Genomic DNA, 24,870 nt, shown 5'->3' with positions numbered 1-24,870 from the left:
CTCCCAGGCCCAATCCTGTGGCCAACAGTCCGGTGCGACTCACCGATCGCATGGCCCTGCCCTCCATATCTGGCGCCTCCACATGGATCCGCCAAACCTGGTCGCATCGTAACCGCGCGGCGAATGCACCGATACCGCCCTCGGGCAAAGAGCGGGTCGTGTTCCGACATGATCGGAACACGACCCGCCCCGCGCTGCCAGTCCGTACGACGGAGCCGTACGGCCAGTGCCTTACTCGTCCTCGTCGTCCGCCGCTGCGAGCGACTGCTCCATCACCGGTCCCTCACCTGGGGCGAGGCTGCCGAGAATGCGCTCCAGATCCTCTATCGAGGCGAACTCGACGACGATCTTGCCCTTCTTCTGACCCAGGTCGACCTTCACCCGGGTCTCGAACCGGTCGGAGAGCCGCGCTGCCAGATCCGTGAGCGCGGGGGACACCCGGGTACCGGCCCGCGGGCCCTTGGCCTTCGCCGTACCGCCCGAGCGGGATCCCATCAGGGTGACGATCTCCTCGACCGCACGCACGGACAGCCCCTCGGCGACGATCCGATGGGCCAGCCGGTCCTGCTCCTCGCCGTCATCCACGGAGAGCAGGGCTCGCGCGTGTCCGGCGGAGAGCACCCCGGCCGCCACCCTGCGCTGGACGGCGGGGGAGAGCTTCAGCAGCCGCAGCGTATTGGAGACCTGAGGACGCGAACGGCCGATGCGGTCGGCCAGCTCGTCATGGGTGCAGCTGAAGTCCTTCAGCAACTGGTCGTAGGCAGCCGCCTCTTCCAGCGGGTTCAGCTGAGCCCGGTGCAGGTTCTCCAGCAGCGCGTCGAGAAGGAGCTTGTCGTCCTCGGTGGCCCGGACGATCGCCGGAATCTTCTCCAGCCCCGCTTCACGGCAGGCCCGCCACCGGCGCTCGCCCATGATGAGCTCATAGCGCTCGGGCGCCAACTGCCGCACCACAACGGGCTGGAGGAGACCGACTTCCTGGATCGAGGTGACCAGTTCGGCGAGGGCGTCCTCATCGAAGACCTCACGCGGCTGGCGAGGGTTGGGGGTGATGAAGTCCAGCGGCAGTTCGGCGAAATGGGCTCCGGCCACCTCCTCCGCCATCGCCACCGGGGCCGCTTCGGGCTCCGGTTCACGTGGTGTCGGTTCGGTTTCCTGTGAAACACCGTTGGTGGTCAGGGCGGCCACCTTGGCCGCCGCCACCCCGCGCTCCTGGGTGAGCACCGGGACCGCGGTCGGTGAGGTGGTGCCTCCGGACCTGGTGACCGTTCCCGCCCCCGCCCGGGGCCCGGAGTCGTCCGCCCCCTTCGGCGCGGGAGGGATCAAAGCACCGAGCCCACGGCCCAGTCCTCTGCGTCGCTCACTCACTGAATCCCCTCCTGCATGCTGTGCTGGTCGTGCTGGCTGAGCTCGGGCAGGGCATGAGCGTGCTGCGCGTCGTACTGCACGTTCACTCCCCTGAGGGCGATCTCCCTCGCCGCCTCGAGGTAGGAGAGCGCCCCGCTGGATCCCGGGTCATAGGTGAGGACCGTCTGCCCATAACTGGGGGCCTCGGAAATCCGCACCGACCTCGGGATGCTGGTTCTGAGGACCTCACCGCCGAAGTGGCTGCGGACCTCGTCCGCCACCTGCGAGGCCAGCCGGGTGCGGCCGTCGTACATCGTGAGCAGGATGGTCGAGACATGGAGCTTGGGGTTCAGATGGCCGCGGACCAGATCCACGTTCCGCAGCAGCTGGCCGAGCCCTTCCAGTGCGTAGTACTCGCACTGAATCGGGATCAGCACCTCAGCGCCCGCGACCAGCGCGTTGACCGTCAGCAGTCCGAGCGAGGGCGGGCAGTCGATGAGGATGTAGTCCAGTGGTTGCTCATAGGCCTGGATGGCCCGCTCCAGTCGGCTCTCCCGCGCGACCAGCGAGACCAACTCGATCTCGGCACCCGCGAGATCGATGGTGGCCGGAGCGCAGAACAGTCCCTCCACATCGGGGACCGGCTGCACCACATCGGACAGGGGCTTACTCTCGACCAGGACGTCGTAGATCGACGGAACCTCGGCATGGTGGTCGATCCCCAGGGCCGTCGAGGCATTGCCCTGCGGATCGAGGTCGACCACCAGCACACGGCCGCCGTGCAGAGCGAGCGAGGCAGCCAGATTGACCGTGGTCGTGGTCTTCCCGACCCCGCCCTTCTGGTTGGCCACCACGATCACCCGGGTCTGCTCCGGTCGCGGCAGCCCCTCGCCGGCCCGGCCCAGGGCTTCTACCGCCAGTTGAGCGGCACGACCAATGGGGGTGTCGTCCATCGGAGGCGGTGTTTCACGTGAAACATCCTCCCCCGCCGATTCAGTACGGGGGCCGGGGACCGGGTCGGTCATCGGCCCCGCGATGTTGGCGTCGGACCGCAAGGATTCACTCTCCTCGACATCAGGCTCGCGATGAACAGAGCCTGCCATGCTTTTGGGGTCGTGAACCAGCGAGGCCCGTTCTCCTGTGGATGAATCCACGTCCTTACGGGGTCGGCGGTCGCGGGGCAAGGCCGCCGCACGACCGCGACTGATGATTCCATGCAGCAGGGAGCGACGTTTCACGTGAAACACGATGCATGGAGCGACCTGGCGATCCGCCGCGACACTCCGGATTGCGTAGTTTAGCCAGCTTGTATGGAGCATTGGCGCCCTCCATACGGAGGGCACTTCCCATACGAACAGATCAGGGCCCGCGCCCTGGGTGGCTCAGGGCCTGCGCCGCGGGGTCCGTCGCGCCGCCTTGGCCCGCTTGGCGGCGAACCGCACCCCTCCGGGGCTCTCCCCGACCTCGACCCGCACCACGGTGGACAGGGGATCGACAATGCCCTCCCCGACATGCAGCACCGAGGTGTCCACCACACCCAGCTTGCCCAGTGCCGCGCGGGCGTGCTTGAGCTCCTCCTCGGCGGTATCGCCTTTCAGCAGGAGCATCTCTCCGTAGGGCCGCAGCAGCGGAACCCCCCAGCCGGCCAGCCGATCCAGTGGGGCCACCGCCCGCGCCGTCACCACATGGACCGGAGGCAGCTTGCCCAGGACCTCCTCGGCGCGGCCGCGGACCACCGTCACATGGTCGAGTCCCAGCAGTTCCACCACTTCCTGGAGGAAGTTCGTGCGCCGCAGCAGGGGCTCCAGCAGCGTGATCCGCAGATCCGGCCGGGTCAGGGCGAGCGGAATCCCGGGCAGCCCGGCGCCCGAGCCCACATCGCACACGGTGACTCCCTCGGGGACCACCTCGGAGAGGACGGCGCAGTTCAGCAGATGCCGCTCCCACAGCCGCGGCACCTCGCGTGGGCCGATCAGCCCGCGGGTCACCCCGATATCGGCGAGCAGCTCTCCGTAGCGGACAGCCTCCGGGAAGCGCTCACCGAATACCTCCCTCGCCTCGTCGGGCGCCGGGGGGAGCTCCGCTGCTTCCGTCACGGGGACCGTCCTTCCGTACCGAACACTTCCGTACCGAACACTGTGGCTGAACACTGGTGCAAGGCTGACAAGGTTCGGCCCCGTCTGCGCGCAGACGGGGCCGTGTGCAAGATGAAGCCGGACCGGATCAGGCCGGGAGCACGACCACGCAGCGCTGGGGCTCCTCGCCCTCGGACTCACTGCGCAGCCCCGCCGCGGCCACCGCGTCGTGGACGACCTTCCGCTCGAAGGGCGTCATCGCCTTGAGCTTCACCGGCTGGCCGGTGCCCTTCGCCTCTTCCGCGGCCTTGGTGCCGAGCTCGGTGAGCTCGGTGCGCTTACGAGCCCGGAATCCGGCGATGTCGAGCATCAGCCGACTGCGGTCGCCGGTTTCCCGGTGGACAGCGAGCCGGGTCAGCTCCTGAAGGGCCTCCAGCACCTCGCCCTCACGGCCGACCAGCTTCTGGAGATCACGGCTGGTCGAGTCGCTGATGATCGACACCGCTGCACGATCGGCCTCGACGTCCATGTCGATGTCGCCGTCGAGGTCCGCGATGTCCAGCAGCCCCTCGAGGTAGTCGGCCGCGATCTCCCCTTCCTGCTCGAGGCGGGACAGGGTGTCGACACCCTCGGCGGCCGGGGTGGTGCCTTCCGTCACGGATGGACTCCTTCGTTACTTCTTGGAGGGGTGCTTGGGGCGCTGCTGGCCCTTGCGCTGCCCGGGCTTCGTGGTGCGGGAGGAGCCGCCGGCCGGCTTGCCGCCCTGTGCCGCCTTCTTCTCCGGCTTCGGTGCCTCGTCCTTGCCGGACTCCTTGGCGAGCGAGGTCTTGGCGGCGTCACCGGACTGTGCCCTGGCGCGACCCTGGCCCTGGGTGCTGCCCGAGGTGCGCTGCGACTTGGACTGACGCTTGGGCTGCTGACGGTTGGCGCGCGCGGTCTCGGCGGCCTCCTTGGCGGCGACCTCGGCCGGCTCCTCCTTCAGCTTGCCCTGGGCACGCAGCCGCTCCTGGCGGGCCTGGAAGGCGACGCTGCCCGGGGTGGGGTTCCGGCGGATGACGAACATCTGCTGACCCATGGTCCAGACGTTGGTGGTGAGCCAGTAGACGAGGACACCGACCGGGAAGTTGATGCCGAAGACGGCGAACATGACGGGGAAGACGTACATCAGCATCTTCTGCTGCTGCATGAACGGCGTCTTCACCGTGAGGTCGACGTTCTTGGTCATCAGCTGGCGCTGGGTGAAGAACTGCGAGGCCGACATCAGGACGATCATGGTGATCGTCACGACCCGGACGTCCGTCAGCGAGGCCCCGAGCTGCTCGACCTGGGAGGCGGACGACATGAACTTCACGGAGAGCGGAGCGCCGAAGATATGGGCGTTACGGGCGCTGTCCAGCAGCGACTGGTCGATGAAGCCGACCGTCTTGTTGTTCGCGATGTGGTTGAGCACCTGGTACAGCGCGATGAAGAACGGTGACTGCGCCAGGATCGGGAGACAGCTCGAGAGCGGGTTGGTACCCGTCTCCTTGTAGAGCTTCATCATCTCTTCGGACTGACGCTGGCGGTCGCTCTTGTAGCGCTCCTGGATCGCCTTCATCTTCGGCTGGAGCGCCTGCATGTTCCGGGTCGCCTTGATCTGCTTCACGAAGAGCGGGATCAGGCAGATCCGGATCAGGACCACCAGGGAAACGATCGACAGACCCCACGCCCAGCCGCTGTCCTCGTCAAAGATGAGGCTGTAGAACGAGTGGAACTGGACGATGATCCAGGAAACTACGTCATAAAGAGGACTGAGGATCGTGTCCACGAATCAGGCTCCTTGGGCGTTGGGCTGGGTCTCGGGCTGTGCGGCTGGCTCCACAGCCGGATGGCCGCCGAGGCGGTTCCGCAGCCGCTGGTGCCACACCGGACGCTTCCGGGGCGGTACGTGGTCGACGCCACCGAGCGACCAGGGGTTGCAGCGCAAGATGCGCCAGGCCGTCAGCGCCGTTCCTTTCACCGCGCCGTGCCGGTCAATGGCCGTGTAGCCATAGTGCGAGCACGACGGGTAGTACTTGCAGACCGGTCCCAGCATGGGACTGATGGTCCACTGGTACAGCTTGATCAACCACAGCAGCGGGTACTTCATCGCGGCACCCCTCCCAGTAGCCGCTGCACTGCCGTGTCGAGATCGCGGGCCAGCTGGTCGTGACCCGCCTCACCCGCAGCGGGCAGCGCCCGTACGACCACAAGGCTACCTGCGGGAAAACGATCGAGATGATCCCGCATGAGATGGCGCAGTCTCCGCTTCACCAGATTGCGGACGACGGCACCGCCGACCGCCTTGCTCACGACGAAACCCGCACGCGCCGGGGGAGCACTCCCCCCGGATGCGTGCGGGTCCCTGTCACCGCTGGTGAGGCCGCTACGAAAGTGCACGACAAGGAGCGGGCGACCGGCCCTGCGCCCTCGGCGTACCGCGGCCGCAAAGTCCTCGCGCCGCCTCAGCCGATTCTCGGTAGGCAGCACGTCATGGACCTTGAGGTCAGGCTGCTCAGGCCGACAGGCGTCCGCGACCCTTGCTGCGGCGGGACGCGAGAATCGCGCGGCCGGCACGGGTGCGCATACGCAGCCGGAAGCCGTGGGTCTTCGCGCGGCGGCGGTTGTTCGGCTGGAAGGTGCGCTTGCTCACTCGGGGGCTCCAGAAATGAATCGGGTGGTGGCGGGAGATCGCCTGGCTGTCACCGTGCGCCCACGAGAAGCTCGCAATACGCCCGAGTGCACCGCTTCACGATCGTGGATCATGGTGTCCGCGATCATTGCCCATCGGAGGCAGGCGGCAGCAGCCATCGACAACTCGACCTGGTTACGGTACGCGCGGTTACGCCATCCGGTCAAACCGGTGGACGACGCACCCACGCCACCCTCTCCGCGGCGTCACCTGGGGGCAAGGGAACGCCCGGCGACATCACATGGCACATTTGTACACACCCTGTGGACAACGACTTGAACCGCGCACCCCGGCCTGACTACCGTGGCCAGGCTCCGATTCCTTCACGCCCGTCCCGAGAACCACACATTCGTGGGACCTGTCGGCGTCCCCCACCCAGTGAGTGAGAGAGCGTGCCCTGTGGCTGATGTACCCGCCGATCTTGCCGCAGTGTGGCCACGCGTACTCGAGCGGCTTCTGGGAGAGGGAGCGGGACAGGGCGGACAGGGCGTCGAGGCCAAGGACGAGCACTGGATCAAGCGGTGTCAGCCGCTCGCGCTGGTCGCCGACACCGCGCTGCTGGCCGTCCCCAATGAATTCGCCAAGGGCGTACTCGAAGGCAGGCTCGCCCCGGTGGTCAGCGAGACGCTGAGCCGGGAGTGCGGCCGCCCCATCCGCATCGCGATCACCGTCGACGACTCCGCCGGTGAGCCGGTCGTCCCGCAGCAGATCCAGCGGGAGCAGCGCGAGACGTATGAGAACCGGGAACAGTACGAGACCCGGGAGCAGCGGGAGACGTACGACGGCTACGACGGCCGGGAGAACTACGGCCGCCCGCCGGCCACCGATGAGCTGCCGACCGCCCGTCCCGCCTACCCCGGTTATCAGCAGCCCCGTTCCGAGCCCAGCGCCTGGCCGCGCCAGCGGGACGACTACGGCTGGCAGCAGCCCCGGCTCGGCGGCTTCACCGAGTCCGACCCCTACGCCTCACAGCCTTCCTCCGGCTATGACCAGCAGTCGTACGACCAGCAGCCGCCGCGCCGTGATTACCGGGGCCCGGCGGCGGAGCGTTCCCGTCCGGGCGACGAGGGTCCGGGCGGCACCGGCGGTTCTGGCGGCCGCCCCGGGTCGGCCCCCGACCGCCCGCCGTACGAGCAGCAGCGCCACGATCTTCCCGATCCGCTGGAGCGCGGCCGCGGCGGACCACCCGTACTGCCCTCTCAGACCGGCGCGCCCGGCCCGCTGGCCGCGCAGCCGGCGCCCGCGTCCGGCCCCGGTGAGCCGACCGCGCGGCTGAACCCCAAGTACCTCTTCGACACCTTCGTCATCGGCGCCTCCAACCGCTTCGCGCACGCCGCGGCGGTCGCGGTCGCCGAGGCACCGGCCAAGGCGTACAACCCGCTGTTCATCTACGGGGAGTCGGGCCTCGGCAAGACCCACCTGCTGCATGCGATCGGGCACTACGCGCGCAGCCTCTATCCGGGTACCCGGGTGCGCTACGTGAGCTCGGAGGAGTTCACCAACGAGTTCATCAACTCCATCCGCGACGGCAAGGCGGACGCGTTCCGCAAGCGCTACCGCGACATGGACATCCTGCTGGTCGACGACATCCAGTTCCTGGCGAGCAAGGAGTCGACGCAGGAGGAGTTCTTCCACACCTTCAATACGCTCCACAACGCCAACAAGCAGATCGTGCTGTCCTCGGACCGGCCGCCCAAGCAGCTGGTGACCCTGGAGGACCGGCTCCGCAACCGCTTCGAGTGGGGTCTGATCACGGATGTGCAGCCGCCGGAGCTGGAGACGCGTATCGCGATCCTCCGGAAGAAGGCGGTGCAGGAGCAGCTCAACGCGCCGCCGGAGGTGCTGGAGTTCATCGCCTCGCGGATCTCCCGCAACATCCGTGAGCTGGAGGGCGCGCTGATCCGGGTGACGGCCTTCGCGAGCCTGAACCGGCAGCCGGTGGACCTCGGGCTCACCGAGATCGTCCTGAAGGACCTGATCCCCGGCGGCGAGGACGCGGCCCCGGAGATCACCGCCACCGCGATCATGGCCGCGACCGCCGACTACTTCGGACACACGGTGGACGACCTGTGCGGCGCCTCGCGCAGCCGGGTGCTGGTCACCGCGCGGCAGATCGCGATGTACCTGTGCCGGGAGCTGACCGATCTGTCGCTGCCCAAGATCGGCGCGCAGTTCGGCGGCCGCGACCACACGACCGTGATGCACGCCGACCGCAAGATCAGGGCACTGATGGCCGAGCGACGCTCCATCTACAACCAGGTGACCGAGCTGACCAACCGCATCAAGAACGGCTGACAGCGGGGCCCACACGGCTGCCACGACCCACTCCGAGGGCGCTCCGGGAGGACAACTCCCGCAGCGCCCTTCGTCGTTCGGTGCTCCGGGCTGTTCGATTCCGCGTCGGGGCGAAGCGATTCTCCACAGATGTGCGGCAAAATCCCCGTCCACACCCTGGGGACATGTGAGTTGTCCCGATCGCATCCACAGGCTGGGGCTTCAGCATGACATCGTCCGAGGTCATGTGGCTGTGGAATTGTGGCTATCCGCAATCCACAGACTGTGGACGAACGAGTTGCCCACAGGGCGTGGATCGCGTTGTCCACCGCCCGCCCACAGGCTGAGGGCAGTTGCCCACAGCTTTTCCCCATCGTCGTCCACTGTTCGGCAACGAAACGGCCACCGTCACCGGGTCGAGTGAAAGGCGTCACACCAAGGAGGCGGGTTGGGCTGTGGGCAAGCTGGGTAAACCTGGGGACAGCGTTGGGGAGAACCGGGCGTTGGCTGTGCATCACATGTGCAGAACTCTTCGGCATCCACAGATCCCCTCGGTTTTCCACCGGCGCCGCCCACAGGCGCAGTGGATAAAAAACCGCCCTTGGCCTGGGACAACGCAGTTATCCACGGTTTCCACAGGGCCTACTACTACGACCACAGAGTTGTAGCCGGGAAATCGCTTCGAAGTGGGGCCTGTGCACAACCTCGGGCCGAGCCGCCCGACACCCCGGGCGCCGACTTGACCCCGAGCCGCACCGACTGTCGGCGGCGTACGTCAGACTGGTCTCCGGCGACTCAGCCGACGACGAAGGCCAGCAGGGCGAGCCAGCAACAGCAGGAGGCGGTTCCGGTGAAGATCCGGGTGGAGCGCGATGTACTCGCGGAGGCAGTGGCCTGGACGGCCCGCAGCCTTCCGGCCCGTCCGCCGGTGCCCGTTCTCGCGGGCATCCTGCTGAAGGCGGAGGAAGGCGCCCTCAGCCTCTCCGGCTTCGACTACGAGGTCTCGGCCCGTGTCTCGGTGGAGGCCGACGTCGAGGACGACGGCACGGTCCTGGTCTCCGGCCGCCTGCTCGCCGACATCTGCCGCGCCCTCCCCAACCGCCCTGTGGAGATCTCCAGCGACGGTGTGCGCGTCACCGTCGTCTGCGGCTCGTCGCGATTCACACTCCACACCCTGCCTGTGGAGGAGTACCCGGCGCTGCCGCAGATGCCCACCGCGACCGGCACCGTCCCCGGTGATGTCTTCGCCTCCGCCGCCGCCCAGGTCGCCATCGCGGCAGGCCGTGACGACACCCTCCCGGTGCTCACCGGCGTGCGGATCGAGATCGAGGGCGACACCGTCACGCTGGCCTCCACCGACCGCTACCGCTTCGCGGTCCGCGAGTTCCTGTGGAAGCCCGAGACCCCCGACATCTCCGCGGTCGCCCTGGTCCCCGCCAAGACGCTGCTGGACACCGCCAAGTCGCTGACCAGCGGTGACACCGTCGCGCTCGCGTTGTCCGGCTCCGGCGCCGGTGAGGGTCTGATCGGCTTCGAGGGCGCCGGGCGCCGTACCACCACCCGGCTGCTCGAAGGCGATCTGCCCAAGTACCGCACCCTGTTCCCGACCGAGTTCAACTCCGTCGCGGTGATCGAGACCGCCCCGTTCGTCGAGGCCGTCAAGCGCGTGGCCCTGGTCGCCGAGCGCAACACACCGGTGCGGCTCAGCTTCGAGCAGGGCGTGCTGATCCTGGAGGCCGGTTCCAGCGACGACGCACAGGCTGTGGAACGTGTCGACGCCCAGCTCGACGGCGACGACATCTCGATCGCCTTCAACCCGACCTTCCTGCTGGACGGCCTCAGCGCGATCGACTCCCCGGTCGCCCAGCTCTCCTTCACCACGTCCACCAAGCCCGCCCTGCTGAGCGGCAAGCCGGCCGTGGACGCCGAGGCGGACGAGGCGTACAAGTACCTGATCATGCCGGTCCGGCTGAGCGGATGAGTCCGAGCGAATGAGCGGGTGTAGCCCACAACTGTGCGGCGACCCTCGGGCGTAGGCTCGGCCTCAGGTGCGAAAACGCAACGTCTACGGCATAAGGATCAACTGATGGAGCTCGGTCTCGTCGGCCTCGGCAAGATGGGCGGCAATATGCGCGAGCGCATTCGCCGCGCAGGCCACACCGTGATCGGATACGACCGCAACCCGGACGTCGCCGATGTCCACAGCCTCGACGAGCTTGTGGGCAAGCTCAAGGGGCCGCGGGTGGTGTGGATCATGGTCCCGTCGGGCGTGCCCACCCAGATCACCATCGACGAGCTGGCCGAGCTCCTCTCGCCCGGCGACATCGTCGTCGACGGCGGAAACTCCCGCTGGACCGACGACGAGAAGCACGCCGAGCAGCTCAACGCGCGGGGCATCGGCTTCGTCGACTGCGGCGTCTCCGGCGGCGTCTGGGGCCTGGAGAACGGCTATGCGCTGATGTACGGCGGCGCGGCCGAGCATGTCGCCAAGGTCCAGCCGGTCTTCGACGCGCTCAAGCCCGAAGGTGAGTACGGCGCGGTCCACGCGGGCAAGGTCGGCGCGGGCCACTTCGCCAAGATGGTCCACAACGGCATCGAGTACGCGATGATGCAGGCCTACGCCGAGGGCTGGGAGCTGCTGGAGGCCGTGGACTCCGTCACCGATGTCCGCGAGGTCTTCCGCTCCTGGCAGGAGGGCACCGTCATCCGTTCCTGGCTGCTGGACCTGGCCGTCCGCGCCCTCGACGACGACGAGCACCTGGCCAAGCTGAAGGGCTACGCGGAGGACTCCGGCGAGGGCCGCTGGACGGTGGAGGCCGCGATCGACAACGCGGTGCCGCTTCCCGCGATCACGGCGTCGCTGTTCGCCCGCTTCGCCTCCCGCCAGGACGACTCCCCACAGATGAAGATGATCGCCGCGCTGCGCAATCAGTTCGGCGGCCACGCGGTCGAGAACTCCAAGTAACCCGCCCCCACGGGGGCACAGCACTGCCGGGGGAGGTCGGCGCAGCTCACCATGCACGTCACGCATCTGTCGCTCGCCGACTTCCGCTCGTACACCCGGGCCGAGGTCGAACTCGGCCCGGGTGTCACCGCCTTCGTCGGGCCCAATGGCCAGGGCAAGACCAATCTCGTCGAGGCCGTCGGCTATCTCGCCACCCTCGGCAGCCACCGCGTCTCCTCCGACGCCCCGCTGGTGCGGATGGGCGCCGAGCGCGCCGTCGTCCGGGCCGCTGTGGTCCAGGGCGACCGGCAGCAGCTCGTCGAGCTCGAGCTCAACCCCGGCAAGGCCAACCGCGCCAGGATCAACCGCTCCTCGCAGGTCAGACCGCGTGATGTGCTGGGGATCCTGCGCACGGTCCTGTTCGCGCCCGAGGACCTGGCCCTGGTCAAGGGCGACCCGGGTGAGCGCCGCCGGTTCCTGGACGAGCTGATCACGGCCCGTGCCCCGCGGATGGCCGGGGTCCGCTCCGACTACGACCGGGTGCTCAAACAGCGCAACACCCTGCTGAAGACCGCCGCCCTGGCCCGGCGGCACGGCTCGCGCGGCGGCGGCGGTGACGTGGCGCTCTCGACCCTGGACGTCTGGGACCAGCATCTGGCCCGGGCCGGTGCCGATCTGCTCGCCCAGCGGCTGGAGCTGATCTCCGTACTCCAGCCGCTCGCCGACAAGGCGTACGAGCAGCTCGCCCCGGGCGGCGGACCGGTGCTGCTGGAGTACCACTGCTCGGCGGGTGAGGACCTGGCCGCGGCCACCGGCCGCGAGGAGCTCTACCAGCGGCTGATCACCGCGCTCACCGAGGCCCGCAAACAGGAGATCGAGCGCGGTGTCACCCTGGTCGGCCCGCACCGCGACGACCTGGTCCTCAAGCTGGGGCGGCTCCCCGCGAAGGGCTACGCCAGCCATGGTGAGTCCTGGTCGTACGCGCTCGCGCTGCGCCTGGCCTCCTACGATCTGCTGCGCACCGAGGCCGGAGAGCCCGTCCTGGTGCTCGACGACGTCTTCGCCGAGCTGGACGAGCGGCGCCGGGAGCGGCTGGCCGAGCTGGTCGCCCCCGGTGAGCAGGTGCTGGTCACGGCGGCGGTGGAGGACGACGTCCCACGGCTGCTGACCGGCGCCCGGTTCATGGTGTCCGAGGGCGAGGTACGGCGCGTATGACGGACGCCCCGCAGCCACCGACACCGCCCGAGCCCTCGGGTGTCGATCTGGCCCGGGTCGCGCTGCGCGCCGCCAAGGAGCAGGCGAGGGCCCGTGGTGCCGCGGCCCAGCAGAAGAAGCAGGCGCGCCGCGGGGGCCTGCGCTCCGGCGCGCGCGCTGACGGCCGCGATCCGCTGCCGCTCGGCGCCGCGATCAACCGGCTGATCACCGAGCGCGGTTGGGAGGCCCCGGCCGCCGTCGGCGGGGTGATGGGCCGCTGGCCCCAGATGGTCGGCCCGGAGGTGGCCCAGCACTGCGAGCCGCAGCGGTACGACGAGGACGCCCGGGTGCTGACCGTGCGCTGCGACTCCACCGCGTGGGCGACCCAGCTGCGGCTGCTCGCCCCGCAGCTCGTCGCCCGGCTCAACGCGGATCTCGGCCAGGGCACCGTGAAGTTGATCAAGGTCCTGGGCCCCGGCGGTCCACCCCGTCGCTACGGCCCGCTGCGCTCTCCGGGGTCCACCGGACCGGGCGATACCTACGGTTGATCACGCTTGGTGAACGGATGAGCACGGGGTGACGTATGAGACCCCGGTCACCGTAGCCGGTGGTTGACAGCCAGAAGCGCTGAGTGGCGGTGTGAGCCTCTTGGAGCCCTTCCCCAGATATGGGGAGTCGGCGGCGACCGGTTCAGGGCGGCACATGCGGACTCAGGCGCCAGCAAGCCCCCATTCTTGTCGGCGCTACCGGTAGACTGAGCGAGTACACCGTCGCCGCTTGCGCGCCGAAGCGCTCGCGGACACATGTTGAACGACGCAGCCGCTCCCGCATGCCCCGGAGACGGCTTGTGCTGTGCCAGAAAGGGCGCTTCGTGGCCGATTCCGGCAACCCCATCGAAAACATTCCGTCCGCTGACGGCGAGGGCCTGGCCCCGCCGTCGTACGACGCCAGTGCGATCACCGTCCTGGAAGGTCTGGACGCGGTCCGCAAGCGACCCGGTATGTACATCGGTTCCACCGGTGAGCGCGGCCTGCACCACCTGGTCCAGGAAGTCGTCGACAACTCCGTCGACGAGGCCATGGCCGGTCACGCGGACACCATCGACGTCACGATCCTCCCCGATGGCGGCGTCCGCGTCGTCGACAACGGCCGCGGGATCCCGGTGGGCATCGTCCCCTCGGAGGGGAAACCGGCCGTGGAGGTCGTGCTGACCGTCCTGCACGCGGGCGGCAAGTTCGGCGGCGGCGGCTACGCCGTCTCCGGTGGTCTGCACGGCGTCGGCGTCTCCGTCGTCAACGCCCTGTCGTCGAAGGTCTCGGTCGAGGTCAAGACGGACGGATACCGCTGGACCCAGGACTACAAGACCGGTGTGCCGACCGCGCCCCTGGCCAAGAACGAGGCCACGGAGGAGACCGGCACGACGGTCACCTTCTGGGCCGACGGGGACATCTTCGAGACCACCGAGTACTCGTTCGAGACACTGTCCCGGCGCTTCCAGGAGATGGCGTTCCTGAACAAGGGGCTGTCGATCTCGCTGAGGGACGAGCGCGAGGCCCATGTGGACGAGGAGGGCAACCCGCTCTCCGTGCGGTACCACTACGAGGGCGGCATCGTCGACTTCGTCACGTACCTCAACTCCCGCAAGGGCGAGCTGGTTCACCCCACGGTGATCGGCTTCGAGGCGGAGGACAAGGAGCGGTTGCTCTCCCTCGAGATCGCCATGCAGTGGAACACCCAGTACTCCGAGGGTGTCTACAGCTTCGCGAACACCATCCACACCCATGAGGGCGGTACCCACGAGGAGGGCTTCCGCGCCGCGCTGACGTACCTGATCAACAAGTACGCGCGCGACAAGAAGCTGCTCCGCGAGAAGGACGACAACCTCACCGGTGAGGACATCCGCGAGGGTCTGACCGCGATCATCTCGGTCAAGCTGGGCGAGCCGCAGTTCGAGGGCCAGACCAAGACCAAGCTGGGCAACACGGAGGCCAAGACCTTCGTCCAGAAGATCGTCAACGAGCACCTCGCCGACTGGCTCGACCGCAACCCCAACGAGGCGGCCGACATCGTCCGCAAGGGGATCCAGGCGGCTACCGCCCGGGTCGCGGCCCGCAAGGCCCGCGATCTGACCCGCCGCAAGGGGCTGCTGGAGACGGCGTCGCTGCCGGGCAAGCTCAGCGACTGCCAGTCCAGCGACCCCGAGAAGTGCGAGATCTTCATCGTCGAGGGTGACTCCGCCGGCGGCTCGGCCAAGTCCGGCCGTGATCCGCAGTACCAGGCGATCCTCCCGATCCGAGGCAAGATCCTCAACGTCGAGAAGGCGCGGGTCGACAAGATCCTGCACAACAACGAGGTCCAGGCGCTGATCTCGGCGTTCGGCACCGGTGTGCACGAGGACTTCGACATCGGCAAGCTCCGTTACCACAAGATCATCTTGATGGCGGACGCCGACGTCGACGGCCAGCACATCAACACCTTGCTGCTGACCTTCCTCTTCCGCTTCATGCGGCCGCTGGTCGAGGCCGGGCACGTCTTCCTGTCCCGTCCGCCGCTCTACAAGATCAAGTGGGGCCGGGACGACTTCGAGTACGCCTACTCGGACCGGGAGCGGGACGTGCTCATCCAGGCCGGCCGCGAGCAGGGCAAGCGCATCAGGGACGACTCGGTCCAGCGCTTCAAGGGTCTCGGCGAGATGAACGCCGAAGAGCTGCGCGTGACCACCATGGACATCGACCACCGCGTACTCGGCCAGGTCACCCTGGACGACGCGGCGCAGGCCGACGACCTGTTCTCGGTCCTGATGGGCGAGGACGTCGAGGCACGGCGCTCGTTCATCCAGCGCAACGCCAAGGATGTCCGCTTCCTCGACATCTGAGTCGGCCCCCAGCCGCAGACGACAGAAGGACTTGACCAGCAATGGCCGACGAGAACACCCCGAACACGCCTGAAGACCCCGCCGAGGGCGCCGGACTCCGCGTGGAGCCGGTGGGTCTCGAGACGGAGATGCAGCGCTCCTACCTCGACTACGCGATGAGCGTGATCGTGAGCCGTGCGCTGCCCGACGTCCGGGACGGCCTCAAGCCGGTGCACCGGCGCGTGCTCTACGCGATGTACGACGGCGGGTACCGCCCCGAGAAGGGCTTCTACAAGTGCGCCCGCGTCGTCGGCGACGTCATGGGTACGTACCACCCGCACGGCGACTCGTCCATCTACGACGCCCTGGTACGACTCGCCCAGCCGTGGTCGATGCGCATGCCGCTGGTCGACTCCAACGGCAACTTCGGCTCCCCGGGCAACGACCCGGCGGCGGCCATGCGGTACACCGAGTGCAAGATGGCCCCGCTGGCCATGGAGATGCTCCGGGACATCGACGAGGAGACCGTCGACTTCCAGGACAACTACGACGGCCGTAACCAGGAACCCACGGTTCTGCCGGCCCGCATCCCCAACCTGCTGGTCAATGGCTCGGCGGGGATCGCGGTCGGTATGGCCACCAATATCCCGCCGCACAATCTGCGCGAGGTGGCCGAGGGGGCCCAGTGGTTCCTGGCGAACCCGGAGGCGACCTCGGAGGAGCTGCTCGAGGCCCTGATCGACCGGATCAAGGGACCGGACTTCCCCACCGGGGCGCTGGTCGTCGGCCGTAAGGGCATCGAGGAGGCGTACCGCACCGGCCGCGGCTCGATCACCATGCGCGCGGTCGTCGAGGTCGAGGAGATCCAGGGCCGCCAGTGCCTGGTCGTCACCGAACTGCCGTACCAGGTCAATCCGGACAACCTCGCGCAGAAGATCGCCGACCTGGTGAAGGACGCCAAGATCGGCGGCATCGCCGACGTCCGCGACGAGACCTCCTCGCGCACCGGCCAGCGGCTGGTCATCGTGCTCAAGCGGGACGCGGTCGCCAAGGTCGTCCTCAACAACCTCTACAAGCACACCGATCTCCAGACCAACTTCGGCGCCAACATGCTGGCGCTGGTCGACGGGGTGCCGCGCACGCTCTCGCTGGACGCGTTCATCCGCAACTGGGTCATCCACCAGGTCGAGGTCATCGTCCGCCGGACCCGCTTCCGGCTGCGCAAGGCCGAGGAGCGGGCGCATATCCTGCGTGGTCTGCTCAAGGCGCTGGACGCCATCGACGAGGTCATCGCGCTGATCCGGCGCAGTGACACGGTCGAGATCGCGCGCGGCGGCCTGATGGAGCTGCTGGAGATCGACGAGATCCAGGCGAACGCGATCCTGGAGATGCAGCTGCGGCGGCTGGCAGCCCTGGAGCGCCAGAAGATCGTCCAGGAGCACGACGAGCTCCAGGCGAAGATCAACGAGTACAACGCGATCCTGGCCTCGCCCGAGCGGCAGCGGCAGATCATCAGCGAGGAACTCACCGCGATCGTCGAGAAGTTCGGCGACGACCGGCGCTCCAAGCTGGTCCCCTTCGACGGCGACATGTCCATCGAGGACCTGATCGCCGAGGAGGACATCGTCGTCACCATCACGCGTGGCGGCTATGTGAAGCGCACCAAGACCGAGGACTACCGCTCCCAGAAGCGCGGCGGCAAGGGGGTGCGCGGTACGAAGCTGAAGCAGGACGACATCGTCGACCACTTCTTCGTCTCGACCACCCACCACTGGCTGCTGTTCTTCACCAACAAGGGCCGGGTCTACCGGGCCAAGGCGTACGAGCTGCCGGACGCGGGCCGGGAGGCGCGCGGCCAGCACGTCGCCAACCTGCTGGCGTTCCAGCCGGACGAGGAGATCGCACGGATTTTGGCGATCCGGGACTACGAGGCGGTGCCGTATCTGGTGCTCGCCACGAAGTCGGGTTTGGTGAAGAAAACTCCGCTGAAGGATTACGACTCGCCCCGCTCCGGCGGTGTGATCGCCATCAACCTCCGGGAGATGGACGACGGCCGCGAGGACGAGCTGATCGGCGCCGAACTGGTCTCCTCCGACGACGACCTGCTGCTCATCAGCAAGAAGGCGCAGTCGATCCGGTTCACGGCCACGGACGAATCGCTGCGGCCGATGGGCCGGGCGACCTCCGGTGTGAAGGGCATGAGCTTCCGCGAGGGTGATGAACTCCTCTCGATGAATGTCGTTCGGCCCGGTACGTTCGTATTCACCGCCACCGACGGTGGGTACGCGAAGCGGTCGAACGTCGACGAATACCGCGTCCAGGGTCGCGGCGGCCTCGGAATCAAGGCCGCCAAGATCGTGGAAGACCGTGGTTCCCTCGTGGGTGCGCTGGTGGTCGAGGAGTCCGACGAGATCCTGGCCATCACGCTCAGCGGCGGTGTGATCCGTACGCGGGTCAGCGAGGTCAGGGAGACGGGCCGTGACACCATGGGCGTCCAACTGATCAACCTGGGCAAGCGCGATGCCGTTGTGGGCATCGCTCGAAACGCCGAGGCCGGTCGTGAGGCTGAAGAGGTCGAGGAGGAAATCTCCGCGGCCGGGATCGAGGCAGCCGAGGGGGCCGCGCCTGAGGCGGCCGAGGGCATCGAGCCCCCGGCTGACGAGACCGAGGAGTAAGTCGTGAGTGGAGCCACGGGTGCCGCGGACGGCGGTGCGGACGCCGGAAGGCGGCCCGGGCCGGGAGCCGCGCCCTCAGCGGGCAAGGCGTCCGCTCCTGACGGCGCCCGTGGCCCGGCCGCCGACTCCCAGCGGGGTACGGTGACCGACACCCGTGAGCTCCGGCCCCAGCGGCCGCCGCGTGAGCAGCGCTCGGCCAGTCCGCTGCCCGGCGAGCGGAGCTCCAGCGGGGCGACCGCACAGCCGTACCACCCGCCGCAGGCCTACGCGCCGCCGTCCGGTGGCGGTACGGCGGGCCGCGGGGTCCCCGGGGCCTCGTCGCAGACCGGGGGTCAGGCCACCACGGGCATCCGGCGCCCCCGCACCGGTGCGGGGGCCCGTCCGGTGCCGCGCACCCGTAAGGCGCGGCTGCGGGTCTCCAAGGTGGACCCGTGGTCGGTGATGAAGGTCAGCTTCCTGCTCGCGATCGCCCTGGGCATCTGCACGGTGATCGCCACGGCGGTGCTGTGGATGGTCATGGACGCCATGGGCGTCTTCAGCGCCGTGGGCGGGACGATCAGCGAGGCGACGGAGTCCCAGAAGGGCACCGGATTCGACCTCCAGTCCTTCCTGTCGCTGCCGCGTGTTCTGGGGTTCACCTCGATCATCGCCGTGATCAATGTGGTGTTGGCGACGGCCCTGGCCACCCTGGGCGCGTTCATCTACAACCTGTCCGCGGGCTTCGTCGGTGGCGTGGAGCTCACGCTCGCCGAGGACGAGTAGCGGCCCTGCGATACCGATTTTGGGACAGGGCTGGTGGTGCGCTAATCTTTCGGTGCAGCGCGGGGCTATAGCTCAGACGGTTAGAGCGCTTCCCTGATAAGGAAGAGGCCACAGGTTCAAGTCCTGTTAGCCCCACCGATGCGAACGGCCCGGCCGGAGAATTTCTCCGCCGGGCCGATTTCGTATGGGCGTCCGAGGAGTTGATGGCCGATAGTTGCCGCGTCGATGGCGGGCATAGGTCACCGAACGGTATCGGTCGGTGTGTATCATCGGGCGCCAGAGGTCCCCTACGTCAAGAAAGAGACGAGGTAGCGCGGTGAAGAAGCTCCTCCTGGTCGCACTGGCCGCCATCGGCGGGCTCCTCGTGTACCGCCAGATCCAGGCGGATCGCGCTGAGCAGGATCTGTGGACGGAGGCGACCGACTCCGTGCCCGCGGGTTCGGGCGTGTGACCCCCACGAGTCCCGGTACAGGGCCCCGACCGCTGGAGCGGTCGGGGCCCTGTCCGCTTTACTGGCGACCATGGCGGGGAGGGATGGTCGCGGGGGCTCCGAGAATCTGCTGACGGGGGGCGTCGTGTTCACTCTCGCAAACGAGTTGCTTGCATACGCAAAACCGGGCGGAGTCCGCGGCCGCGGCCGGTACGACGAGGAGTGACGCGAGATGAGGGACCGCAGCAGGGTCAGGTCGGGCCTCGCCGCGGTGGCGGCGCTGTGTGCGGTGGTGACGACGCAGGGACAGGCCCTGGCGGAGCCCGCCGACGGCAGCGGAGGACCCCGGGGGTACGAGACCCGGGGCACCCGGATACGCGGCGCCGGGGACGCCACCGGCGCCCCGGCACTGGCCTCCGGACGCACCTACACCGACAGCGTCGGCCCGGGTGAGAAGCGGTATTACGCGGTCAGTCTCGACGCGAAGTCGGCCGCCTATGTCTCGGCGGTCGCCGCCCCCCGGCCGGGCTCGGACGTGACGTCGTTCCGCGACGGGCTCCGGATCACCCTCCAGAATCCGGGCGGCGGCACCTGCGACACCGCCTCGCCCCGGTTCGAGAGCAACGGTGTCGCCTATCCCCTGGCCGACCACGTCGCCCGGCAGACCGATGCCGGGTCGCTGGCGTCCTGCCGTACCGCGGGGCGCTATCTGGTCACGGTGGAGCGTCAGGCGGGGGCGCAGGACCCCACCCGCTGGCCCCTGGAACTGCGGCTGATGGTGGAGCCCCCGGCGAAGGGCGGATCCACGGGCGCGACGCCGGAGGGGAGTTGGCGGACGGATCCGCCGCGGCCGCCGAGCGGCAGCCCGCGGCACCACGAGGGGGGCCGCCGGTTCGGAGACGCGCCCACGGTGTCCACAGGGGTGTGGGGAGATGAATTCCGCCCCGGTGAGACGCACTTCTACCGGGTCCCGGTCGACTGGGGCCAGCAGCTCTCCGCCGTCGCCGAACTGCCCGCGGACGGCAAGGACAAGAGCTCCCAGCCCCTCGACAAGGCGGTGTCCCTGCGTGCGTACACTCCGGCGCTCGGACTCGCCAAGCGCGGCACCGTCGGCGTCGGGAAGGGGACCGCGACGGGGACGCAGGTGAGTACCGCGCCCGTCGCCTACGGCAACCGCCGTGCCAAGGCCGACTACTCGGTCCGTGCGATGAGTGTGGCGGGTGGGTACTTCCTGGCCGTCACGCTCAGCCCCACCGAGGTGGCCCCTCAGGTGAAGGGCACGGTGCCGGTCACCCTGCGGGTGCGGGTCGCCGGAGCCGCGAGCGGTGGACCGGACTACCAGGGGGACGCGCTGAAGCAGGGCTTCGGCCTCACCGACGCCGACAAGGAGGCCGCGCGGCAGAGTGCGTTGTCCGCGGGGGACGACACGATGTCCGTCCCGGCGGACGACGGGTCCACGTCCACGCTCCGGCTGGTGGGCTGGACGGGGCTCGGCGCGGGCACGGTCCTGCTGGCCGGGCTCGGCACCTGGACCCTGACCGCCCGGCGGCGTACGGCGGCGGGGGAGCCGGACGAAGGCCCGCGCGGTGGTACGGGCGAGGCGGCGCCAGACGCGAGTCTGGGGGCTTCCGGGGCGGGGGAGCCGTCGACGGGGCAGCAGCGGCGGTACGGGCCGCCGTCGGGCTGGTAGCGGGCTGCGGCGGGGCGTACTGGCGGTCGGGCGGCGCGGCGTTCTGACGTACGGGCCGCGGGGCGTTCTGACGTACGGGCGGCAGCGCGTACCGACGTGTGGGGCGCCGCGTCACACCGGCCGCGGCGGGCTCAGCCCGCGAGGAGCAGTGCCCACGCGCCGACGGCGAAGCACACGGCCGCGGCGACCAGGATCGAGACCGTCGCCTTCCGCGACGGTCCGGGACGCCGTGCGGCCCGGTGCGGAACCCGCGGCTGCTGAGCGGTGTATGGACGAGTAGGAGGGTGAGCGAGCGGCGCCGCGGAGGGCGTCGCGATCGGTACGGGGGTGGGCGTATGGGGATGAGGAGAGCCCGGCGGCTCGGGGTGGTGCCCGGCCAGCGGCGGCTGTACGGGCGGCTGCGGGGTCTGCGGGGTCTGCGGGGTGTGGGGGGCCTGCGGTCGCGGGGCGACGGTCGAGGGCGTCTGTGGGATGTGCGGATGGGGCACCGGCGGATGGGACACCGGTGGCTGAGGGAGCGAGGGCCGCTGGACCGGGGGATGGGGCGTCAGGGGGTGCGGTGTCGGCGGGTGCTGCGGGGGCAGCGGCCCCTGCACCGGTGGATGAGCCGGCGCCGCGTGCTGCTCCCGTGGCTGCGAGGGGGTGTGCGGCTGTGGACGGGGCGGCGGGAGGGTGAAGCTCCCGGTGTCCGACATGGAGGGCTGCGGTGGGGCGGGTTCGGCCGGTTCCTCCGGTTCGGCGGCGGGCCGGGAGACGTGCGCCGCCTCGGCGGTCGTCGCGGTCCGGGCCGCTTCCGCGGCCTCGGCGGGGGAGTCCGCCTTGGCATGGCGGGGCCTCGGGTGGGTCGGACCGCAGGAGCCGAACCCGGTGGGCAGCGGGCCGAGCTGATCGAAGATCTCGATCGTCTCGTCGTCGAAGTCGACCTCGGGCAGCGACTCCACGGCGGTCGCGAGTGCCTTGCGCGCCCCGATGGCGGTGCGGAAGCGGTCCTCCGGGTCCGGTTGCAGCAGCCCCGCCACCACCTGCCACAGCGGCTCCGGCACTTCCGCGGGCGGGTTCGGCACCCCGTGCTCGCTGAAGCGCTTCACCAGCGCCTCCGCGTCAGGCTTATGCCCGCTGAGCAGATAGAGCGCCACCAGTCCGACGGCGAAGAGGTCCGCCGGGAAGTCCGGGTCTTCTCCCATCATCTGCTCGGGCGCGAAGTAACCGGGCGTGCCCATCACATAGTTGGCCTCGGTGAGCCGGGGCTCGCCCTTGGTCAGCGCGATGCCGAAGTCGGACAGCCGGACATGGGGCCGTCGTGTCCCGGTGGCCTCGAGCAGGATGTTCGCCGGTTTGATGTCCCGGTGCACCACGCCCTCGGCGTGCACCGCGGCCAGCCCGGAGAGCAACTGGTCGAGCAGGGTGCAGACATAGCGCGGCGGCAGCGGGCCGTAGTCACCGATGAGATGGGCGAACGAGCCGCCGCCCACCAGATCCATGGTGAACAGCACTTTGTCGTCGTCCGCCGCCCAGCTCGCAGGCGCCAGCACATGGGGGTGGTCGATCCGCAGTGCCTGTTCCCGGACGAACCGCAGCAGCGTATGCGCGTCCCGTTGCTGAAGCACCTTCGCCGCCACATAGCGCCGGCGGCGGTGGTCCCAGGCCCGCCAGACGGCGCCCACACCCCCGCGCCCGATCGGGTCCACCAGCTCGTACCGGCCCGCGAAGATCTCACCCATCGCGTCGTGCCCGCCCCGTCATCGACTCGTCAGCAGCCCATCAGCCCGTCAGCTCTGGTGCGCCTCATAGTGCGCGACCGCCTCGGCGGTCCGCCCGGCGCCGTACACACGGAGAAACTCTGCCAGCTCGGGGTGGGTGGGGGCGAGGGAGTCCGCCGCGTCGATGATGTCCCCCGCGGCTGCCACGGAGCGCAGCAGCGACTGGATCTCGCGGACCACGCGCCGCACGGTCGGGGCGCCCGTGCTGGCCGCGGTCTGCGTGGAGTTGAGGACGGAGCCGCCCGCGCTCTTCTTGATCTCCTCCATGCGCTCCGCCGCCTCCGCGGCGCTGACCCTGCCGTCCGCGGCCTGGCTGGAGAGCTCCTGGAGGGCCTGTACGCGCTGGACCACAGCCGGGTTGCCGATCTTCGCTCGCTGGCCGCTCATGAGCTGCGACAGCATGGGGGCGGAGAGACCGAGTACAGCCGCGAGACGGGCCTGGTTGAGACCGAGATCGTCGATGAGACGGCGAAACAGCGCCCCCAGCGGTTCTCCGTACCAGCTGCGCTGCAGCTCCCGTGCACGCGCTGTGGCGTCCTGCTGTGTTGCGTCCATCTCGGTCTCCCCTTCGCTTCGCTGCCGCGAATCTTGCGTGGCATCCTACGGAGAGCGGTACGTGCGAGCGATACCCGGTCGGGAAAGGCTGCCGACACCGGGTATCCTGATGGGCGACGGGGCCTTAGCTCAGTTGGTAGAGCGCCGTCTTTGCATGGCGGATGTCAGGAGTTCGACTCTCCTAGGCTCCACCTCTGTCACCAGCCGGGACACCACAGCGGTGTTCCGGCTGGTTCGTTGTGCGGCCGTGTTCGGCGGCCCCGGTGTTGCCACTCCGGGCGTTGTCCGGCGCAACACTCGCGTGATCCTCCAGGCTGTCGCTCACAACTCGGGCAAGCCGCCCGGGAATCGTCTGTTCGGCGTGAGTCGCCGTAGAGGGGGACGAGATGGGTGAGCTGCATCCGCTCGGGGACAATCTGCCCGAGGAGTGCCGGGCGTTCGCCGTGGAGCTGAGGCGGCTCTTCGCCGGGCTGGAGGTCTCGATGCGCAGATACGCGGTGCGACGCCACCGGGATCCCAGTACGGTCTCGCGCTTCCTGAGCGGGACGCGCATCCCGCCCTGGGAGTTCGTCTTCGATCTGTTCACCGATCTGGCGGCGCGGCGGGGCGCCGCCGTCACCCCGGCCGCCATCGAGCTGATGCGTGAGCTGCACCGGGCCGCGGTGCGCACCAGCCGGTCCCCCGCCCATGCCATGGAGATCCTCCAGGTGCAGCTGGCCGATGCGGACCGGGAGGCGCGCTGCTCGCTCGCCCATCAGGACGCGCTGGGCGAGGTACTGCTCGACCGCAAGCACCGCATCGCCGACCTGGAGGTGCGGCTGAACCAGGCCGAGGCGGCCTGGGCCATGGAGCGTGCCCGCGCGGACGCGCTGGAGCGGGGGGCACCGGACCGTGAGGAGCTGATGAAGGAGCGGGACAAGCTGGAGCGGGAGGTGCGGCGGCTCAGCGAGGACCTGGCGGAGGTACGCAGACGCGGACGGCTGGCGGAGGACCGCTGTCTGGTGCTGGAGCGCCAGCTCGCCATGGTGGAGGCCCAGGGCCCGGCCGCGGTCCCGCGGCGGGACGAGGAGCCGGACGCCCCGGTGGGGCCGATGGCCCGGCCCTGCGGCGGGCCCCGCCCCAAGATCCTTGTGGTGGACGACCAGCCCAACAATCTGCTGGCCATGGAGGCCGTGCTGGCCACCCTCGACCAGGAGCTGGTGACCGCGGCCTCCGGTCAGGAGGCCCTCAAGGCGCTGCTGGACCACGATGACTTCGCCGTGATCCTGCTCGATGTGCAGATGCCGGAGATGGACGGCTATGAGACGGCCGCCCACATCAAGCGGCGCTCGCGGAACCGGGACATCCCGATCATCTTCCTGACCGCGATGGGTGCCGATCCGGAGCACTCCTCGCGCGGATACGCGGCGGGGGCGGTGGACTATATGGCCAAGCCGTTCGACCCCTGGGCGCTGCGGGCCAAGGTCTCGGTCTTCACCGAGATCTTCCTGGAGCGGCGGCAGCGCCGCGCCGGTGTGGGCGCGCCCGGGGACTGAAGGCGACGGGGTCCGACGGGGTCCGGGGACGACGGGGTCCGGGGACGACGGAGGGGCGGAAGACCCTC

At 69.2% G+C, this 24,870-nt stretch carries 21 protein-coding genes and 2 tRNA genes; 13 read left to right on the top strand and 10 right to left on the bottom strand.

Annotated elements, in window-relative coordinates; all coding sequences use genetic code 11:
* Positions 1-231 precede the first annotated feature (231 nt).
* From AB0C66_RS21465 to rpmH, 8 genes are all read right to left on the bottom strand, one after another.
* Positions 232-1,365 (bottom strand): ParB/RepB/Spo0J family partition protein, encoded by a 1,134-nt coding sequence (locus AB0C66_RS21465; protein ID WP_362440695.1) that lies wholly within the window; start codon positions 1,363-1,365, stop codon positions 232-234.
* A complete protein-coding gene (locus AB0C66_RS21460; RefSeq protein ID WP_362440693.1) occupies positions 1,362-2,447 on the bottom strand; it encodes a ParA family protein in 1,086 nt (361 codons plus the stop codon). The genes AB0C66_RS21465 and AB0C66_RS21460 overlap by 4 nt, the downstream gene beginning before the upstream one ends.
* A 279-nt stretch (positions 2,448-2,726) precedes the next feature.
* Complete coding sequence (gene rsmG, locus AB0C66_RS21455; RefSeq protein ID WP_362440690.1) at positions 2,727-3,440, bottom strand: 16S rRNA (guanine(527)-N(7))-methyltransferase RsmG; 714 nt, start codon at positions 3,438-3,440, stop codon at positions 2,727-2,729.
* Between the two features lie 127 nt (positions 3,441-3,567).
* Complete coding sequence (locus tag AB0C66_RS21450) at positions 3,568-4,077, bottom strand: R3H domain-containing nucleic acid-binding protein (RefSeq protein WP_362440688.1); 510 nt, start codon at positions 4,075-4,077, stop codon at positions 3,568-3,570.
* A 15-nt stretch (positions 4,078-4,092) separates the two neighbouring features.
* Positions 4,093-5,226, bottom strand: a complete 1,134-nt coding sequence (gene yidC / locus AB0C66_RS21445; protein WP_362440685.1) for a membrane protein insertase YidC — start codon at positions 5,224-5,226, stop codon at positions 4,093-4,095.
* A gap of 3 nt (positions 5,227-5,229) precedes the next feature.
* Positions 5,230-5,547, bottom strand: a complete 318-nt coding sequence (gene yidD, locus AB0C66_RS21440) for a membrane protein insertion efficiency factor YidD (protein WP_030827780.1) — start codon at positions 5,545-5,547, stop codon at positions 5,230-5,232.
* Positions 5,544-5,927 (bottom strand): ribonuclease P protein component, encoded by a 384-nt coding sequence (gene rnpA, locus AB0C66_RS21435; RefSeq protein ID WP_362440682.1) that lies wholly within the window; start codon positions 5,925-5,927, stop codon positions 5,544-5,546. The genes yidD and rnpA overlap by 4 nt, the downstream gene beginning before the upstream one ends.
* A gap of 25 nt (positions 5,928-5,952) precedes the next feature.
* On the bottom strand, positions 5,953-6,090 hold the full coding sequence (gene rpmH / locus AB0C66_RS21430) for a 50S ribosomal protein L34 (protein WP_009716483.1): 138 nt from the start codon (positions 6,088-6,090) through the stop codon (positions 5,953-5,955).
* A 438-nt stretch (positions 6,091-6,528) separates the two neighbouring features.
* Between rpmH and dnaA the strand changes: the two genes are divergently transcribed.
* The 11 genes from dnaA (at position 6,529) to AB0C66_RS21375 (ending at position 20,952) form a co-directional block, all read left to right on the top strand.
* Complete coding sequence (dnaA, locus tag AB0C66_RS21425; RefSeq protein ID WP_362440678.1) at positions 6,529-8,424, top strand: chromosomal replication initiator protein DnaA; 1,896 nt, start codon at positions 6,529-6,531, stop codon at positions 8,422-8,424.
* Between the two features lie 829 nt (positions 8,425-9,253).
* Positions 9,254-10,384, top strand: a complete 1,131-nt coding sequence (gene dnaN, locus AB0C66_RS21420; protein WP_362440675.1) for a DNA polymerase III subunit beta — start codon at positions 9,254-9,256, stop codon at positions 10,382-10,384.
* Between the two features lie 105 nt (positions 10,385-10,489).
* Positions 10,490-11,368, top strand: a complete 879-nt coding sequence (gene gnd / locus AB0C66_RS21415) for a phosphogluconate dehydrogenase (NAD(+)-dependent, decarboxylating) (RefSeq protein WP_362440672.1) — start codon at positions 10,490-10,492, stop codon at positions 11,366-11,368.
* Between the two features lie 51 nt (positions 11,369-11,419).
* Positions 11,420-12,562, top strand: coding sequence for a DNA replication/repair protein RecF (gene recF, locus AB0C66_RS21410; protein WP_362440669.1), 1,143 nt, complete (start codon positions 11,420-11,422; stop codon positions 12,560-12,562).
* Positions 12,559-13,089: a DciA family protein gene (locus AB0C66_RS21405; RefSeq protein ID WP_201872175.1), complete on the top strand. Its 531-nt coding sequence runs from the start codon at positions 12,559-12,561 to the stop codon at positions 13,087-13,089. Before recF ends, AB0C66_RS21405 begins: the two co-directional genes overlap by 4 nt.
* A gap of 299 nt (positions 13,090-13,388) precedes the next feature.
* Complete coding sequence (gene gyrB / locus AB0C66_RS21400; protein ID WP_362440666.1) at positions 13,389-15,416, top strand: DNA topoisomerase (ATP-hydrolyzing) subunit B; 2,028 nt, start codon at positions 13,389-13,391, stop codon at positions 15,414-15,416.
* 41 nt (positions 15,417-15,457) lie between these two features.
* On the top strand, positions 15,458-18,070 hold the full coding sequence (gene gyrA / locus AB0C66_RS21395) for a DNA gyrase subunit A (RefSeq protein ID WP_362440663.1): 2,613 nt from the start codon (positions 15,458-15,460) through the stop codon (positions 18,068-18,070).
* A gap of 3 nt (positions 18,071-18,073) precedes the next feature.
* Positions 18,074-18,832: a DUF3566 domain-containing protein gene (locus AB0C66_RS21390; protein ID WP_362440660.1), complete on the top strand. Its 759-nt coding sequence runs from the start codon at positions 18,074-18,076 to the stop codon at positions 18,830-18,832.
* 61 nt (positions 18,833-18,893) lie between these two features.
* Positions 18,894-18,967 (top strand) — tRNA-Ile (locus AB0C66_RS21385).
* A gap of 181 nt (positions 18,968-19,148) precedes the next feature.
* On the top strand, positions 19,149-19,283 hold the full coding sequence (locus AB0C66_RS21380) for a DLW-39 family protein (RefSeq protein ID WP_003958712.1): 135 nt from the start codon (positions 19,149-19,151) through the stop codon (positions 19,281-19,283).
* A gap of 211 nt (positions 19,284-19,494) precedes the next feature.
* Positions 19,495-20,952 carry a hypothetical protein gene (locus AB0C66_RS21375; protein ID WP_362440657.1) on the top strand — a complete coding sequence of 486 codons (1,458 nt, stop codon included), beginning with the start codon at positions 19,495-19,497 and terminating at the stop codon, positions 20,950-20,952.
* Positions 20,953-21,083: 131 nt separating this feature from the next.
* Here the strand turns inward: AB0C66_RS21375 and AB0C66_RS21370 are convergent, their stop codons facing one another.
* Complete coding sequence (locus AB0C66_RS21370; protein WP_362440655.1) at positions 21,084-22,673, bottom strand: serine/threonine-protein kinase; 1,590 nt, start codon at positions 22,671-22,673, stop codon at positions 21,084-21,086.
* Positions 22,674-22,721: 48 nt separating this feature from the next.
* A complete protein-coding gene (locus tag AB0C66_RS21365; protein WP_176181801.1) occupies positions 22,722-23,267 on the bottom strand; it encodes a DNA-binding protein in 546 nt (181 codons plus the stop codon).
* Between the two features lie 118 nt (positions 23,268-23,385).
* On the opposite strand from AB0C66_RS21365, the gene AB0C66_RS21360 reads away from it, so the two are divergent.
* A tRNA-Ala gene (locus AB0C66_RS21360) sits at positions 23,386-23,458 on the top strand.
* 195 nt (positions 23,459-23,653) lie between these two features.
* Positions 23,654-24,802, top strand: a complete 1,149-nt coding sequence (locus AB0C66_RS21355; protein WP_362440652.1) for a response regulator — start codon at positions 23,654-23,656, stop codon at positions 24,800-24,802.
* Positions 24,803-24,870: the final 68 nt, after the last annotated feature.

This window comes from Streptomyces sp. NPDC048636, assembly GCF_040650655.1.
GTDB lineage: Bacteria > Actinomycetota > Actinomycetes > Streptomycetales > Streptomycetaceae > Streptomyces.
Note: the sequence above shows the minus strand (reverse complement) of the source record. Positions and strands in the feature narration are given on the sequence as shown.

What these genes read in the sequence shown, in the direction of transcription:
- AB0C66_RS21460 (WP_362440693.1), bottom strand. Translation starts at nt 2,447, where the DNA reads ATGGCAGGCTCTGTTCATCGCGAGCCTGATGTCGAGGAGAGTGAATCC.
- yidD (WP_030827780.1), bottom strand. Translation starts at nt 5,547, where the DNA reads ATGAAGTACCCGCTGCTGTGGTTGATCAAGCTGTACCAGTGGACCATC.
- gnd (WP_362440672.1), top strand. Translation starts at nt 10,490, where the DNA reads ATGGAGCTCGGTCTCGTCGGCCTCGGCAAGATGGGCGGCAATATGCGC.
- recF (WP_362440669.1), top strand. Translation starts at nt 11,420, where the DNA reads ATGCACGTCACGCATCTGTCGCTCGCCGACTTCCGCTCGTACACCCGG.
- AB0C66_RS21405 (WP_201872175.1), top strand. Translation starts at nt 12,559, where the DNA reads ATGACGGACGCCCCGCAGCCACCGACACCGCCCGAGCCCTCGGGTGTC.
- gyrA (WP_362440663.1), top strand. Translation starts at nt 15,458, where the DNA reads ATGGCCGACGAGAACACCCCGAACACGCCTGAAGACCCCGCCGAGGGC.
- AB0C66_RS21375 (WP_362440657.1), top strand. Translation starts at nt 19,495, where the DNA reads ATGAGGGACCGCAGCAGGGTCAGGTCGGGCCTCGCCGCGGTGGCGGCG.
- AB0C66_RS21370 (WP_362440655.1), bottom strand. Translation starts at nt 22,673, where the DNA reads ATGGGTGAGATCTTCGCGGGCCGGTACGAGCTGGTGGACCCGATCGGG.
- AB0C66_RS21365 (WP_176181801.1), bottom strand. Translation starts at nt 23,267, where the DNA reads ATGGACGCAACACAGCAGGACGCCACAGCGCGTGCACGGGAGCTGCAG.
- AB0C66_RS21355 (WP_362440652.1), top strand. Translation starts at nt 23,654, where the DNA reads ATGGGTGAGCTGCATCCGCTCGGGGACAATCTGCCCGAGGAGTGCCGG.